Annotated in this window: 13 protein-coding genes; 3 read left to right on the plus strand and 10 right to left on the minus strand. The window is 70.2% G+C overall.

Features of this window, described 5'->3' with window-relative positions; all coding sequences use genetic code 11:
• Nucleotides 1–83: 83 nt before the first annotated feature.
• The 3 genes from BLT78_RS17805 to BLT78_RS17815 are packed head-to-tail and all read right to left on the minus strand — an operon-like array spanning nucleotide 84 to nucleotide 4,508.
• Nucleotides 84–1,439 carry a TolC family outer membrane protein gene (locus tag BLT78_RS17805; RefSeq protein WP_231975652.1) on the minus strand — a complete coding sequence of 452 codons (1,356 nt, stop codon included), beginning with the start codon at nucleotides 1,437–1,439 and terminating at the stop codon, nucleotides 84–86.
• 4 nt (nucleotides 1,440–1,443) lie between these two features.
• The gene (locus BLT78_RS17810) at nucleotides 1,444–2,763 is read right to left on the minus strand and encodes an HlyD family type I secretion periplasmic adaptor subunit (protein ID WP_090351065.1); all 1,320 of its coding nucleotides are present in this window, start codon (nucleotides 2,761–2,763) and stop codon (nucleotides 1,444–1,446) included.
• Nucleotides 2,764–2,780: 17 nt separating this feature from the next.
• Nucleotides 2,781–4,508, minus strand: coding sequence for a type I secretion system permease/ATPase (locus BLT78_RS17815; RefSeq protein ID WP_090351067.1), 1,728 nt, complete (start codon nucleotides 4,506–4,508; stop codon nucleotides 2,781–2,783).
• Nucleotides 4,509–4,712: 204 nt separating this feature from the next.
• On the opposite strand from BLT78_RS17815, the gene glsB reads away from it, so the two are divergent.
• Nucleotides 4,713–5,621: a glutaminase B gene (gene glsB / locus BLT78_RS17820; protein ID WP_090351068.1), complete on the plus strand. Its 909-nt coding sequence runs from the start codon at nucleotides 4,713–4,715 to the stop codon at nucleotides 5,619–5,621.
• A gap of 243 nt (nucleotides 5,622–5,864) precedes the next feature.
• Nucleotides 5,865–7,034, plus strand: coding sequence for a p-hydroxyphenylacetate 3-hydroxylase oxygenase component (locus tag BLT78_RS17825; RefSeq protein ID WP_090351070.1), 1,170 nt, complete (start codon nucleotides 5,865–5,867; stop codon nucleotides 7,032–7,034).
• A gap of 123 nt (nucleotides 7,035–7,157) precedes the next feature.
• On the opposite strand, the gene BLT78_RS17830 is transcribed toward BLT78_RS17825, so the two are convergent.
• From BLT78_RS17830 to BLT78_RS17845, 4 genes are all read right to left on the minus strand, one after another.
• On the minus strand, nucleotides 7,158–8,087 hold the full coding sequence (locus tag BLT78_RS17830; RefSeq protein WP_090351071.1) for an AEC family transporter: 930 nt from the start codon (nucleotides 8,085–8,087) through the stop codon (nucleotides 7,158–7,160).
• Nucleotides 8,088–8,416: 329 nt separating this feature from the next.
• Nucleotides 8,417–9,409, minus strand: a complete 993-nt coding sequence (locus tag BLT78_RS17835; protein WP_090351072.1) for an asparaginase — start codon at nucleotides 9,407–9,409, stop codon at nucleotides 8,417–8,419.
• A 76-nt stretch (nucleotides 9,410–9,485) separates the two neighbouring features.
• Nucleotides 9,486–10,241 (minus strand): substrate-binding periplasmic protein, encoded by a 756-nt coding sequence (locus tag BLT78_RS17840; protein ID WP_090351073.1) that lies wholly within the window; start codon nucleotides 10,239–10,241, stop codon nucleotides 9,486–9,488.
• A gap of 119 nt (nucleotides 10,242–10,360) precedes the next feature.
• Nucleotides 10,361–11,794, minus strand: a complete 1,434-nt coding sequence (locus tag BLT78_RS17845) for an alanine/glycine:cation symporter family protein (RefSeq protein WP_090351075.1) — start codon at nucleotides 11,792–11,794, stop codon at nucleotides 10,361–10,363.
• 153 nt (nucleotides 11,795–11,947) lie between these two features.
• On the opposite strand from BLT78_RS17845, the gene BLT78_RS17850 reads away from it, so the two are divergent.
• Complete coding sequence (locus tag BLT78_RS17850; protein WP_090351077.1) at nucleotides 11,948–12,760, plus strand: helix-turn-helix domain-containing protein; 813 nt, start codon at nucleotides 11,948–11,950, stop codon at nucleotides 12,758–12,760.
• Between the two features lie 160 nt (nucleotides 12,761–12,920).
• Here the strand turns inward: BLT78_RS17850 and BLT78_RS17855 are convergent, their stop codons facing one another.
• The 3 genes from BLT78_RS17855 to BLT78_RS21600 are packed head-to-tail and all read right to left on the minus strand — an operon-like array spanning nucleotide 12,921 to nucleotide 14,261.
• Complete coding sequence (locus BLT78_RS17855; RefSeq protein ID WP_172830805.1) at nucleotides 12,921–13,598, minus strand: GNAT family N-acetyltransferase; 678 nt, start codon at nucleotides 13,596–13,598, stop codon at nucleotides 12,921–12,923.
• 7 nt (nucleotides 13,599–13,605) lie between these two features.
• Nucleotides 13,606–14,058, minus strand: coding sequence for a GNAT family N-acetyltransferase (locus tag BLT78_RS17860; RefSeq protein WP_090351080.1), 453 nt, complete (start codon nucleotides 14,056–14,058; stop codon nucleotides 13,606–13,608).
• A 23-nt stretch (nucleotides 14,059–14,081) separates the two neighbouring features.
• Complete coding sequence (locus BLT78_RS21600; RefSeq protein ID WP_197673122.1) at nucleotides 14,082–14,261, minus strand: hypothetical protein; 180 nt, start codon at nucleotides 14,259–14,261, stop codon at nucleotides 14,082–14,084.
• Nucleotides 14,262–14,271 lie beyond the last annotated feature (10 nt).

The raw sequence follows: 14,271 nt of genomic DNA on the forward strand, positions 1-14,271 counted from the left end.
GCTCCGCTGTCGTCGATTGCCGCACGGGGACAGCTGCCGAGGCCGATGGTGGAGATGGGCTATGGCAGGTAGGGGCAGAGCCCCTAGCGTCCACCCCCCGCCACCAGCCACTCGTTGGCCTTGCGGATATCCTCGTCGACCAGGGTGCCGCTCCAGCGGTGCAGGACCAGCACGCTGGTGATGAAGTCGTACTGCGCCTTGAGCAGATCGCGGCGGGCGCGGTATTCCTCCTTGACGGTATCGAGCACGTCCACGGCGTTCATCACGCCGAGCTCGAAGGCGCGTTCGGCGGCCTGGCGGGCCTTTTCCGCGGAGGTCTGCGCGGTGCGCCCGGCGGCGATCCGGCTCAGGCTGGTCTCGGCGCTGAAGTAGGCCTCGCGGGTCTCGCGCACCAGCTGACGGCGGGCGGTCTCGTAGGTGTGCTCGGCCGCCATCAGCTGCTCGTACATGGAGGCGGTGCGCGCGCTGGTCGAGCCGCCGCTGTAGATGGGCACCTGCACGCCGACGCTGGCGACGTAGGTGTCGGTGCGCGGGTTGGGACTGTTCTCGTAGCCGATGTCGCTGCGCTGCCCCATGAGGTTGAGGTTGACCGTCGGCAGGTGGCCGGCGCGGGCCTGGCGCACGCTGGCCTGGGCGGCGTCCACCGCCTTCCTGTGCGACTGCAGGGCGGGGTTGAGCTCCAGCGCCGTGCGCACCCAGTGCTCGCGCTCGTGCGGCGGCAGGCTGAAGGCGGGGTTCGGCCCGAGCCGGCGCAGATCCTCGGTGATCGGTCGGCCGACCAGTTCGGATAGCGCTTCGCGGCTCACCGTGACCCGGTTGGCGGCCTCGATCTCCGACGCCTTGAGGGCATCGACCCGGGCGGAGATTTCCAGCACGTCGGTGATCATCGCCAGCTGGCGCTTGAACAGCGACTGGACGCGCTCCAGGTTACGTTCGGTCGCGCGCAGCTCGGCCCTGACCAGCTCGTGCTCGTCCTCGGCGGCCAGCGCGGCGAAGTAGCGTTCGACCAGGTCGACGCTGGCCTGCTCCAGGGTATTGCGCGCCTCGGCTTCCTGCTGGCCAGCGAGGGCGGTGAAGCGCTTGTAGTTCTGCCAGGCTTCCGGGTCGTAGAGCACCTGGTTCAGGCCCAGGGCGTAGCGCTCGCCGTTGTAGTAGGCCTCCAGGCGCTCGGTCTCGCTGTAGGTGCGGTTGAAGGTGCTGCTCAGCCCCACCTGCGGGAGCATCTGGCCGAAGGCTTCGCGCTGGCTCCAGGCGGCGCTGCGGCTTTTCGCCTGGGCGGCGAGGATGCGCGGGTCGGCGCTCTGCGCCTCTTGGAACAGTTGCCAGAGGTCGACGGTCTGCCCGGCGGCAGCGCTGTCGCCGGCTTCGGGCGCCACGGCGGCGATGGCGGGGCTCGCCAGGCAGGCGAGCAACAGCAGGGTAGGGCGGAATGCGGTCACCGGTTCAATCCTCGATCAGCGAACGGGCGAAGGCGTTGGTCGCCGGTTGCACCAGGTAGCTCAGCAGGGTGCGCTCGCCGGTGTTGAGCAGCACTTCGGCCGGCATGCCGGGCACCAGCAGCAGCTTGCCCAGATCCTGACGGCCCTGCTCGGTCAGCTCGACGCGGCCGAGGTAGTAGGGCACGCCGGTTTCCTGGTTGACCAGGCGATCGGCGGAGACATGGGTCAGGCGGCCCTCGATCACCGGGGTGGTCGCGTGGTTGAAGGCGCTGAAGCGGATGTCGGCCAGCTTGCCGGGGGCCACGCGGTCGATGTCGATCGGCGAGATCTGCACCTCGACGATCAGCTCCTCGCTGGCCGGCACGATGTCCAGCAGCGGCGTGCCGGGGTTGATCACCCCGCCCACCGTGTGCACCTGCAGGCCGAGCACCATGCCGGCCTCGGGGGCGCGGATCCGGGTGCGGCGGGCGCGGTCCTCGGCGGCGGCCAGACGCTCGCGCAGGTCGAACACCTTGGTCTGCACCTCGGCCAGCTGGTCGACCACCTCGGTGGCGAACTCCTTGTTCAGCTGGACGATCTGCAGCTGGGTCTCGCCGATCTGCAGGCGGGCGCGGGCGATCGAGGACTGCAGGTCGGCGATCTCCGCGCGCAGCAGGGCCAGGTTGCGCTCCTGCTCGCGCAGGCGCTGCTTGTCGACGAAGCCTTCGCTGAGCAGGGCGCGCAGGTCGCCGACCTCCTCGCCGTAGGACTTCGACAGTTCCTGCTTGCCGGCGATGACCGCCTGGAAGCCGCGGATCTGCTCCTCGAGCTGGACGATGCGCTTGCTCAGCACGTCGACCTCGCCCAGGCGCGAGATGCGCCGGGCCTGGAAGATCTGCGCCTCGCCGTCCTGGGCTTCGCGCACGCGCCGATCGGTCGAGGCGGCCTCGGCGAATGCCACCGTCTCGCGGCCGTCGCGCTCGGCGAGCAGGCGCGCCTCGAGGGCGCGGGCGGCGATCAGCTGGCTGCGCACCATCTCCTGCTCGGCGGCGGCCTGGGTGTCGTCCAGTTCGATCAGCACCTGGCCGGCGGCCACCTGGTCGCCGTCGCGGACATGCAGGGCGCGGACGATGCCGCCTTCGAGGTGCTGCACCGTCTTGCGGTAGCTTTTCACCGTGACCACGCCGGGGGCGAGGGCGGCGCTGTCCAGCGGGGCAAGCGCCGCCCAGGAGCCGAACAGGCCGAAGGTGACGAAGAGGATGGCGTAGCCGATCCGGCGGATCGAGCGGTCGCTGGTGGGCAGCTCGTTCGCGGTGGCGAGAGCGTCGTTGCGGGTATCTGACATGCCTGCGTTCATCTCTCTCATCGCACGCTGTTCGTCGGGGACACGGCGGCCTGTGGCTGGCCACCCTGCAGTTCGCTCAGCACCTGGTCGCGCGGGCCGTAGAGGGCCAGCATGCCGTCGCGCAGCACCAGCAGCTTGTCGATGCAGCTGAGCAGGCTGGTGCGATGGGTGATCACGAACAGCGTGGTGCCGCGGACCTTGAGCTCCTGCAGGGCGGTGAGCAGGGCCCGCTCGCCGACGTCGTCGAGATTGGAGTTGGGCTCGTCGAGGACGATCAGCTTCGGCTTGCCGTACACGGCCCGTGCCAGGCCGATGCGCTGGCGCTGGCCGCCGGACAGCGCGCCGCCGTTGGCGCCGATCAGGGTGTCGTAGCCCTCGGGCAGGCGCAGGATCAGCTCGTGCACCCCGGCCAGGCGCGCGGCCTCGACCACGGCGACCGGGTCGATCTCGCCGAAGCGGGCGATGTTCTCGCTGATGGTGCCTTCGAACAGCTCGATGTCCTGCGGCAGGTAGCCGACGTGCGGGCCCAGCTCCTCGTTGCGCCAGGCGAACACGTCGGCGCCGTCCAGGCGCACCTTGCCCTGCGCTGCCGGCCAGATGCCCAGCAGGGCGCGGGCCAGAGAGGACTTGCCCGCGCCGCTGGGACCGATGATGCCCACCACCTCACCGGCAGCCACGCGCAGGTTGAGGCCGCGCAGGGCCGGTTGCTGGGCGCCGGGCGGCACCACGCTGAGGCTCTCCAGGCTGATCTCGCCGCGTGGCGCCGGCAGCGGCATGCGCTCCGGTTCGACGGCGATCTTCTGCAGCAGCTCGTCGAGCCGCTGGTACTGGCCGCGGGCGGTGGAGAAGCCCTTCCACACGCCGATCATCAGGTCGATCGGCGCCAGCGCCCGGCCGAGCAGGATCGAGCCGGCGATCATCAGGCCGGGGCTGATCTCCTGTTCCAGCACCAGCCAGGCACCCACCCCGAGGATCAGCGACTGCACCAGCAGGCGGAAGGTCTTGGACAGGGCGGTGACGGTGCCGGCGCGGTCGCTGGCCTGCGACTGCAGCAGCAGCACCTGGTTGTTCCGCGCCTGCCAGCGCCGGCGCAGTTGCGGCAGCATGCCCATCGAGGCCACCACCTCGGCATTGCGCAGGTTCTTCGCGGTGAAGGCGGTGGCGGCGAGGTTTTCCTTGTTGGCCTGCTGCAGCGACTGGTTGGTCAGGCGCTCGTTGACGTAGGCCAGGGCGATCAGCACCAGCGCGCTGAACACGCCGAACCAGCCGAACCAGGGGTGGAACATGAACATCACCGCCAGGTAGATCGGCAGCCAGGGGGCGTCGAAGAAGGCGAACAGGCCGTTGCCGGTGAGGAACTGGCGCAGGCCGGTCAGGTCGCTGAGGGGCTGCGCCGAGGCGTTCATGCCGCCGCTGAACAGCGCCTGGCGGAAGCTGGCGTCATACAGGCGCGGACCGAGCAGGGTGTCGAGACGGGTGCTGATCCGCACCATGATGCGCGAGCGTACCCATTCCAGGGCGCCCAGGGTGGCGATCAGCAGCAGCAGGATCAGGGTCAGCATCAGCAGCGTCGATTCGCTGCCGGACGCGATCACCCGGTCGTAGACCTGCAGCATGTAGAACGCCGGCACCAGCATCAGGAAATTGACGAACAGGCTGAAGAAGCCAACCGTCAGGAAGCTGCCCTTGCAGGTCGCCAGTACCGTTTCGAGACTGCTGGAGGTGTGGGGGGCCTTGGGTGGCATCTGGGGAACTCTTGCGTCCTGGCAAAGGATTGAGGATACAAAAGAAAAGGGCTTGAGGTTCATGTCGCTTCGACATTTCGCCTGCTGAGTTGTCGCGGCAGCGCCGCGCTTTTCGGCCGGACGGTACGGCCGCGGGGAGTGTGATCCCGTCCGGGCCCGCGCGCGTCTATGGTTCTCCAACAACAACGATGCCGTCCCGCCCCCATGCACCAGCTCCTCAACGCAATCCTCGACGAAGTCCGCCCGCTGATCGGCCAGGGCAAGGTCGCCGACTACATCCCCGCGCTGGCCGGTGTGCCGGCCGACCAGCTGGGCATCGCCGTGTACGGGGTGGACGGCCAGCTGTACAGCGCCGGCGATGCCACGACGGCGTTCTCCATCCAGAGCATTTCCAAGGTGTTCGCCCTGGTGCAGGCCATCCGCCACTCCGGCGAGGCGATCTGGCAGCGTCTCGGCCACGAGCCGTCCGGCCTGCCGTTCAACTCGCTGGTGCAGCTCGAGCTGGAGCGCGGCAAGCCGCGCAACCCGTTCATCAATGCCGGCGCGCTGGTGATCAGCGACCTCAACCAGTCGCGCTTCGCCGCACCGGCGCTGTCGATGCGCGACTTCGTTCGGCGTCTGTCCGGCAACCCGCAGATCGTCTCCGACGCCAGGGTGGCCGAATCCGAATACCAGCACCGCGCGCGCAACGCGGCGATGGCCTACCTGATGCAGTCGCTGGGCAACTTCGACAACGAGGTGGAGGCGGTGCTGAAGAGCTACTTCCACAACTGCGCGCTGGCGATGAGCTGCGAGGACCTGGCGCGCGCCTGCGCCTTCCTCGCCAACCAGGGTGTCTGCCCGCACAGCGGCGAGCAGGTGCTGAGCGCGCAACAGACCCGCCAGGTGAATGCGGTGATGGCCACCTGCGGGCTGTACGACGAGGCCGGCAGCTTCGCCTACCGGGTCGGCCTGCCGGGCAAGAGCGGCGTCGGCGGCGGGCTGGTGGCGGTGGTGCCGGGGCGCTTCGCGGTGTGCGTGTGGTCGCCGGAGCTGAACGCCTCGGGCAACTCGCTGGCCGGTCTGGCGGCGCTGGAGAAGCTCAGCGAGCGGATCGGCTGGTCGGTGTTCTGATCGGAGCGAGCATCCGGCTTGCACTTTTTCCGGTTGATTCAGGTCATTTTCCCCTGGAAGTGCCGTGAAAAGTGCAACAGCAACTGCGTTGCGTGCATTTATCGACACTTTTTGTGTGGCCAATAATCCCCGTGCGTTTCCGATCCGCAGCAGGGATCAAGGTCCCCGCCGCGCGGCGCCAAGGGCGCCGGCGGCGGGGCACGGGACTTTCCGAATGGCCACCAAGAACAAGTCGAGGCTGCAATGACCAAGCACAATCCGATTCTCGAAGACCTCAAGGCGATCCTCCCGCAGATCGCCGCCAATGCCGCCCGCGCCGAGCGCGAGCGCCAGGTCCCGGCCGAGAACATCGCCCTGCTGAAGAGCATCGGCCTGCACCGCGCCTTCCAGCCCAAGGCCTACGGCGGCATGGAGATCTCCCTGCCCGAGTTCGCCGAGTGCATCGTCGCCCTGGCCGGCGCCTGCGGCGGCACCGCCTGGGCCTTCAGCCTGCTGTGCACCCACAGCCACCAGCTGGCGATGTTTTCCAAGCAGCTGCAGGACGAGATCTGGGGCGACAACCCGGATGCCACGGCGAGCAGCAGCATCGCGCCGTTCAGCACCATCGAGGAAGTCGAGGGCGGCGTGCGCCTGAGCGGCGAGATGGGCTGGAGCAGCGGCTGCGACCACGCCGAGTGGGCCATCGTCGGCATGCGCCGCAAGAATGCTGCGGGCGAGCTGGTGTACAGCTTCGGCGTGCTGCCGCGCAGCGACTACCAGATCCGCGACGACTGGTTCGCCATCGGCATGCGCAGCAGCGGCTCGAAGACCCTGGTGATCAAGGACGCCTTCATCCCCAACCATCGCATCCAGGCGGCCAAGGACATGATGGAGGGCAGCTCCGCCGGTTTCGGCCTGTACCCGGACAGCAAGATCTTCTACGCGCCGTACCGCCCGTACTTCGCCTGCGGCTTCGCCGCCATCAGCCTGGGCGTGGCCGAGCGCATGCTGGCCGCGTTCAGGGAGAAGCAGCAGAACCGCGTGCGCGCCTACACCGGCGCCAGCGTCGGCACCGCCACCCCGGCGCTGATGCGCCTGGCCGAGTCGACCCACCAGGTCGCCGCGGCGCGGGCCTTCCTCGAGAAGACCTGGCAGGAGCACGCCGAATTCGCCGAGCGCCACCAGTACCCGACCCGCGCCGAGCTGGCCTACTGGCGCACCAACCAGGCCTACGCGGTGAAGCTGTGCATCGAGGCGGTTGACCGTCTGTTCGCCGCCGCCGGGGCGATGAGCTGGTTCGAGGGCAACGAGATCCAGCGCCTGTTCCGCGACTCGCACATGACCGGCGCGCACGCCTACACCGACTACGACGTCTGCGCGCAGATCCTCGGCCGCGAGCTGATGGGCCTGGAGCCGGACCCGAGCATGGTCTGAGCCACGCCCGGCGCCTCGGACACGCCTCCTGCGGGAGGCGTGTCCGTTTTGGCGCGGGCGGCCCCCGCGGCGACGCGCGGCTGCTTCATCGCGCCGAGGGCGACGCTCCCACAGCTTTGCGCCTCAGTGACCGAGCAGCACCAGCAGCAGCGACAGGCTGGCCAGCGAGCCGAGGGTCGACAGCAGGATGCTCCGCGACACCCGGGCGGCGTCGCGCCGGTAGTACTCGGCGAGCATGAACGGCCCGGTGCCGGTGGGCAGGGCGCTGAGCAGCAGCGCGGCGTGCGCCCACAGCGGCGGCAGGTCGAGCAGGACGAAGGCGATCAGCCAGGTCAGCAGCGGCTGGACGACCAGCTTCAGCGCCACCAGCGGCAGCACGCCGTCGCGCGGTCCGGGCTGCGGCTGGGCGAGGAACAGGCCGAGCGAGACCAGCGCGCAGGGCACGGTGGCGCCGCCGAGCAGCTGCAGGAAGCGCTCCAGCGCCGCCGGCAGCGGCGCCCCGCCGAGGTTCCAGGCGGCGCCGAGCAGCGGCGCGATCACCAGCGGATTCTTCAGCAGGGCCAGCGTCACCTGGCGCACCGCGCGGCCGATTCCCGCGCCGCTGTGCAGGGCGACCTCGATGCACACCAGCGCCAGGCCGAACAGTCCGCAGACCACCAGCAGGGTGGCGATCAGTGCCGGCGCCATGCCGTCGTCGCCGAGCACCAGCAGGCACAGCGGAATGCCCAGGTAGCCGGTGTTGGCGTAGGCGGCGCCGAGGCCGTCGATGCTGGCGTCGGCCAGCGGCGTGCCGGATCGCCAGCGCCACAGCAGGGCGAGCCCGAACACCGCGAGGCTGCCGCCGGCGAAGGCGAGCAGGAAGCCCGGTTGCCAGATGGCCGCCCAGTCGGCCCTAGCGGTGAGGCCGAACAGCAGCGCCGGCAGGCCGAGCCAGACCACGAAACGGTTGATCTCCGAGGCCGCGCCCGGCCCCAGGCGGTTACTGCGTCGGCACAGCCAGCCGGCGAGGATCAGGCCGAAGATCGGCAGCAGGACGTTGAGCACGTAGGACATGGCGGCAGGTAGGGCGGCAAAAGACCGAGCCTAGGCGGCCTGCCGCGGGCCGTCCAACACTATCGGCCGCCGGGCGAACATCTTCTGGCCTCTGCCGCCGTAGGGTGCGCCATGCGCACCATGGGCTGCGAACTGTTCCCGGTGCGCACGGCGCACCCTACGCGGAGCCGTATCGGGACGGCGGGGCTGTGCCGGGCCGGATCAGTGCCAGCGTGCCGGCGAGTTGCTCCGGAACCCGGCGCCACCGCCGTAGGGTGCGCCATGCGCACCATGGGCTGCGAGCTGTTCCCGTTGCGCACGGCGCACCCTACGCGCGGTCGCGTCGGGGCTCAGTCGCGCAGTTCGCCGCACAGATCGACGGCGAACCAGCGCTCGACCTCGGCCTGGCCCAGGCCGGCGCCGAGCAGGGCGAACAGCTTGGCCAGCGCCGCCTCGCGGGTCATGCCGCCGCCCGAGACCAGGCCGGTGGCGGCCAGCTGGCTGCCGGCGGCGTAGACGCCGAATTCGATGTGGCCTTCGGCGCACTGGCTGATCGCGCCGAGCACCACGCCGCGCGCGTGCGCCTCGCGCAGGGCTTTGATCAGCGCCGCGTCGTCGGCCGGGCCGGTGCCGCTGCCGTAGCACTCCAGCAGCAGGGCCTCGACGCCGCTGGCGAGCAGTGCCTGCACCTGGGCGGCCTGCACGCCGGGGAACAGCGGCAGCACGGCGAGGCTCACCGGACGGCGCGGCTGGCTCCAGGACAGCGTGGCCGGCAGCGCCGCCGCCGCCTCGCCGTGGCGCGGCCGGGCGACCTCGGCGAAGGCGTCGAACGCCTCGCTCCTGATCTTGCTGGCGCGCGCGCCGTGCAGCAGGCGACCGTGGAAGTACAGGTGCACGCCGGGGGCGAGGCCCTCCGCCAGCGCGGCGAGGGCGCCGAACAGGTTGTCCCAGGCGTCGCTGCCGTCCACCCCGGCCGGCAGCATCGAGCCGGTGAGCAGCACCGGCACGGGCAGGCCGAGCAGCAGGAAGGACAGCGCCGCGGCGCTGTAGGCCAGGGTGTCGGTGCCGTGCAGCAGCAGCACGGCGTCGCAGCCGTCGCGTTCGACCGCCTCGGCCACCGCGTCGCGCATCGCCAGCCAGTGGGCCTGGCTCATGTTGGCGCTGTCCAGCGGTGGCGTCAGCTCGCGGAACACCCAGGCCGGCACCGGCCGCTCCGGATGGGCGGCCTGCGCGGCGCGCAGGCGCGCCTCGAAGCCGGCGGCCGGCGCCAGGCCGTCCGCACTCATCTGCATGCCGATGGTGCCGCCGGTATACAGCACCAGCAGCTTGTGGGGGGCGTTCATCGCATCAGCTCCCGGGTGTCGAAGGGGTGAAGTGGCCGGCATTGTCGCAGGTCGTCCGCGCGGCGGCAGCTAGCCGTTAGCAATGCTCGGGATGGGCCGCGCAGCTGCTCCAGCCTTCCTTGCGCATCTGCTCGAGGGTCTGCTGCAGGTGGCGGACCAGGGCGTCAGGGGTGTCCTTGTGCAGCGCCAGGTACATCGGGTCGCTGCGCAGGGTCAGCACCTCCTGCAGGTCGCCGGCGCCGGCTTCGCGGGCCAGGTGGCGCCACACCGGCGCCGAGGTGGCCCACAGGTCGATCTGCCCGCCGTGCAGCTTGGCGATGTTGTCGCGGTCGTTGAGGGTGGCGTGGGCAGCGATGCCCTGGCCGCTCAGCAGCTCGCTGACCGCGCCGCTCTTGTAGGCGCCGATGCGGTAGCCGCGCGCCTGCTCCAGGCTGCGCAGCTCCAGCTGCCGGCCGGTAGTGGCGACCAGCACGGTGTCGTAGCTGGCGATCGGCCCGACCCACTTGAACAGCGCCTCGCGCTCGGCCGAGCGGGTGGTGGAGAACACCGCGCTGCCCGGGTGCTCGAGCGCGTGGCGGTACACCCGGTCCCAGGGGAAGCGCAGGGTCAGGCTGTAGCTCACCCCGGCGCGGCGGAACAGTTCGCGCACCAGCTCGGCGCTCTGCCCGACGACCTGGGCGTCGCGGGCGAAGTTGCGGCCATCGGCGGCCATGTTGAACGGCGGGAAGTTCTCGGTCAGCAGGTCGACGTGCTGGACGACCGGGGCTTCGGCGCGGGCCGCGCCGGTGGCCAGCAGCAGGGCGAGCAGCGGCCCGCCAAGGCGTTTCGGCATGAGGGGAGGCTCCGGGAAGAGAGAATCAGGCTCCGCTGGCCGCTACAGCGACCGACAAAAAGGGGGAGGCCAGCGGTGCCTGAGGGGGGACGGCCGGCAGGTGTCTGCCGGCCGGTAGTTCACTGCCGCGCGGCGACGCCGGCGCCGGTCGGCGGGGTGGCCTCGCGGCTCTGCTGCCAGACGCTCGGGTCGAGGTCGAGGTCGGCGTAGTCGCGGCGGTCGAGCAGCGGGTGGGCGACGCCGTCGTCGATCTGCTTGTCGTAGTCGCGCATCAGGCGCAGGGCGACCTTGTACAGCAGGGCCAGGGCGATCAGGTTGACCAGCGCCAGCAGGCCCATGGTCACGTCGGCGAAAGCGAACACGGTGGACAGGTCCTGCACCGAGCCCCACAGCACCAGGGCGATCACCAGGGCGCGGTAGACCTTGACCAGCGCCGGTTTCTGGCTGAAGAAGCCGAGGGCGTTCTCACCGAGGTAGTAGTTGTAGACCAGGGTGGTGAACACGAACAGCAGCAGCGCCAGGCTGACGAAGATCCGCCCCCACTCGCCGACCAGCGCGGCCAGGGCGGTCTGGGTCATCACCACGCCGGCCATCTCGGTGCCCGGCTGGTAGACGCCGGAGAGCAGGATGATCAGCGCGGTGCTGGTGCAGATCAGCAGGGTGTCGATGAACACGCTGAGCGACTGCACGATGCCCTGCGAGGCCGGGTGCGGCACCTCGGCGATGGCGGCGACGTTCGGTGCGCTGCCCAGGCCCGCCTCGTTGGAGAACAGACCGCGCTTGACGCCCATCAGGATCGCCGCGCCGACGCTGCCGGCGAAGGCTTCCTCGAGACCGAAGGCGCTCTTGACGATCAGCGCCAGGGTGGCCGGCACTTCGCTGATGTTGGTGACGATGACGAACAGCGCCATGGCGATGTAGGACAGCGCCATGATCGGCACCAGCACGTCGGCCATGCTGGCGATGCGCTTGATGCCGCCGAAGATGATCAGCGCCATGACCACGGCGAGCACCACGCCGGTGGCCACGGTCGGCACGCCGAAGGCGTCCTGCATCGAGCTGGCCAGGGTGAAGGACTGCAGGGCGTTGAAGCCGAACCCGAAGGTGACCAGCAGCAGCACCGAGAACAGCACCGCCATCCAGCGCTGGCCGAGACCGTGCTGGATGTAGTAGGCCGGGCCGCCGCGGTAGGTGCCGTCGGCGTTGCGACGCTTGTACAGCTGGGCCAGCGAGCACTCGAAGTAGCTGGTGGCCATGCCGAGCAGGGCTACCACCCACATCCAGAACACCGCGCCCGGGCCGCCGAGCATGATGGCCACCGCCACACCGGCGATGTTGCCGGCGCCGACGCGGCCGGCGACCGACAGCATCAGCGCCTGGAACGAGCTGAGCTGGCCTTCCTTGCGCACGCTGGCGCTGGCGAAGATGCGGAACATGTCGCCGAAGTAGCGCAGCTGCACGGCCGACGAACGCACGGTGAAGAACAGGCCGAGACCGACCAGGGTGACGATGAGGACCTTGCTCCAGAGCAGGTCGTTGAGGAGATCGAGCATGACGAGAGAGCCTCTTGTTGTTCTCGGAAGCGCCGGGGCTTCGGCGTCCGGAATCTTTGGGGAACACGGCCTCCGCTGCAATTTCGCGGGTGGCGGCGAAGTGATGCGAGTTGATGCTAGAATCGCGTCGTTCGCATCACCGGTGCCCGCGTCATGTCCGAATCCCTCGGCCACAACCTCCGCCTGCTGTGCAGCCACTACCGGTCGATCGCCGAGGTGTGCCGCAAGCTGGGTCTCAACCGTGCCCAGTTCAACAAGTACCTGGCCGGGCAGAGCCGGCCGACGCCCTACAACCTCAAGCGCATCTGCGACTTTTTCGGTGTCGAGGACTACGAACTGGGCCTGCCGCCCGAACAGTTCGCCCGCCTGGTCGGCGCCCGCGGCGGCGAGGCGGGCCAGCCGGCGGCCGGCGATCCGTTGCTCGACCTGTGGCAGCCGCTGCGGGAGCACAGTTCAAGCCTAGCCCGTTATTGCGGCTACTACTTCGAGTACGCCAACTGCATGTCGGTGCCGGGGCAGATCCTGCTGTCGCTGGTGCAGCTGCGCCAGGAGGGCGGCGACTTCCTGTTCGAGCGCCAGGAGCGCCAGGGGCGCGGGCGCGAGGGCGAGGCGGAGGACTGGGTGCGCTGCCGCTACCTGGGGGCGGCCTTCTACCTGCAGGACCGCCTGTTCCTCATCGACTACGAGTCGCTGACCGGCAACGAGATGAGCCAGACCATCCTCATCCCCAGCTTCAAGAGCCGCATCGGCCGCCTCAACGGCCTGAAGACCGGCGTCTCCAGCGGCGACCGGCGCACCCCGGCGTGCACCCGCGTGGTGTGGGACTACCTCGGGCCGGAGATCAACCGGGTCAGCGCCTATCGCCAGGTGATGCTGTACAGCCCGGACGACCCGCGCATCGACGCCGACATCCGCCAGCGCCTGGCCGGTGCGCAGATCCGCGACGGCTTGTTCGAGATCGAGTGAGCGTGGCGAGGCGGTGGTGCGCAGGGCGCACCCTGCGCGGCAGTCCATCCGAGCCGATGGCGGCCGCTCGAGCAGGATGGCTCATGCTTCGCGAGTAGGGTGCGCCGTGCGCACCCGCGGGAATCCGCCGGAGCAGCGGTGCCGCGTGCCTCCGGCGGGGTCAGCCGCGCAGCTCCTCCAGTCGGTGTCGCTGCCGGCCGTCGGCAGCGAAGTTGTCCGCCGCCAGCCAGCGCTCGAAGGCCGCCCGGCAGCGCGGCCACTCGTGGTCGAGCAGGGCGTACCAGGCGGTGTCGCGGTTGCGTCCCTTGACCACCAGGTGCTGGCGGAACAGCCCCTCGGCGACGAAACCCAGGCGCTCGGCGGCGCGCATCGAGCGCGCGTTCAGCGCATCGCACTTCCACTCCAGACGCCGGTAGCCGAGGTCGAACACCAGCCGGGCCAGCAGATAGATCGCCTCGCTGGCACCCGGCGTGCGCTGCAGGGGCGGGGCGAACAGCACGTGGCCGATCTCGATGCAGCCGTGGGCGGGGGTGATGCGCATCAGGGCGAGCTGGCCGACCACGTTGCCGCCGGCCTGATCGCGCACGGCGAAGAACAGCGGGTCGCGGCCGGCGGCGAGGCCGGCCAGCCAGGCGTCGAACTCGGCGCGCGCGGCGAACGGCCCGTAGGCCATGTACTGCCACTGCTGCGGATCGGCGGGCGGCTCGTGCAGCGCCGCCCACAGCTGGTCGGCGTGGCGCGCCGCGTCGAGCGGCTCGAGGCTGACGAAGTGTCCGGCCAGCGGCGCGTGCGGCGGCAGCGGGCAGGGCTGCCAGTGGGCGAGGTCGGTCACGGGCATTTCTCCTTCACAGCAGCTGGCGGTACTGGATGAAGCCGGAGCGCTCGGCCAGGCGGTCGTAGAGCTGGCGGCCGGCGTAGTTGGTTTCCTGGGTCAGCCAGTGCACGCGGCTGGCGCCGGCGGCGCCGGCCTGGGCGTGGACGTGCTCGATCAGCGCGCGGCCGATGCCGGCGCCGCGCTGGTCCTCGGTCACGTACAGGTCCTGCAGGTAACAGTAGTCGCCCGCCGTCCAGCACGAGCGGTGGAAGATCCAGTGCACCAGGCCCACCGCCGCGTCGTCGCGCCAGGCCAGGGCGGCATGCATCGGCTCGGCCGGGTCGAGGAAGCGCTGCCAGGTGACGGCGCTGGTCGCGGCGGGGATTTCCGCGTTGTAGAAGCGCTGGTAGGCCTGCCACAGCGGCAGCCAGGCGGCGTGGTCGGCGGCGTCGAGCGGGCGGATTGCGAGTGGTGTGCGGGACATGCGGGCTCCTTTCCGTGGGTGGGTCAGTCGGCGGTCATGCGCGCGGCCAGCTCGCGGTCGCGCGGATCGCTCGAGGCGGCCAGGCCTGCGCGCACGCCGTTGCGGTCGTCCTGGCGGAAGGCGGTGGCAGGTACATGGCGGTTCTCCGGATGCGATGTGCCCATCCTGAACGGGATATTGGTCTGCTGTAAGATCCATTTCACGTCACTTCGA

The organism is Pseudomonas oryzae (assembly GCF_900104805.1).
Lineage (GTDB): Bacteria > Pseudomonadota > Gammaproteobacteria > Pseudomonadales > Pseudomonadaceae > Geopseudomonas > Geopseudomonas oryzae.

Bases quoted from the DNA above. Each gene is read 5' to 3' on its own strand.
- glsB (WP_090351068.1), top strand. From the start codon at position 4,713: ATGCACCAGCTCCTCAACGCAATCCTCGACGAAGTCCGCCCGCTGATC.
- BLT78_RS17815 (WP_090351067.1), bottom strand. From the start codon at position 4,508: ATGCCACCCAAGGCCCCCCACACCTCCAGCAGTCTCGAAACGGTACTG.
- BLT78_RS17835 (WP_090351072.1), bottom strand. From the start codon at position 9,409: ATGAACGCCCCCCACAAGCTGCTGGTGCTGTATACCGGCGGCACCATC.
- BLT78_RS17860 (WP_090351080.1), bottom strand. From the start codon at position 14,058: ATGTCCCGCACACCACTCGCAATCCGCCCGCTCGACGCCGCCGACCAC.
- BLT78_RS17830 (WP_090351071.1), bottom strand. From the start codon at position 8,087: ATGTCCTACGTGCTCAACGTCCTGCTGCCGATCTTCGGCCTGATCCTC.
- BLT78_RS17845 (WP_090351075.1), bottom strand. From the start codon at position 11,794: ATGCTCGATCTCCTCAACGACCTGCTCTGGAGCAAGGTCCTCATCGTC.
- BLT78_RS17855 (WP_172830805.1), bottom strand. From the start codon at position 13,598: ATGCCCGTGACCGACCTCGCCCACTGGCAGCCCTGCCCGCTGCCGCCG.
- BLT78_RS17840 (WP_090351073.1), bottom strand. From the start codon at position 10,241: ATGCCGAAACGCCTTGGCGGGCCGCTGCTCGCCCTGCTGCTGGCCACC.
- BLT78_RS17825 (WP_090351070.1), top strand. From the start codon at position 5,865: ATGACCAAGCACAATCCGATTCTCGAAGACCTCAAGGCGATCCTCCCG.
- BLT78_RS17810 (WP_090351065.1), bottom strand. From the start codon at position 2,763: ATGTCAGATACCCGCAACGACGCTCTCGCCACCGCGAACGAGCTGCCC.
- BLT78_RS17850 (WP_090351077.1), top strand. From the start codon at position 11,948: ATGTCCGAATCCCTCGGCCACAACCTCCGCCTGCTGTGCAGCCACTAC.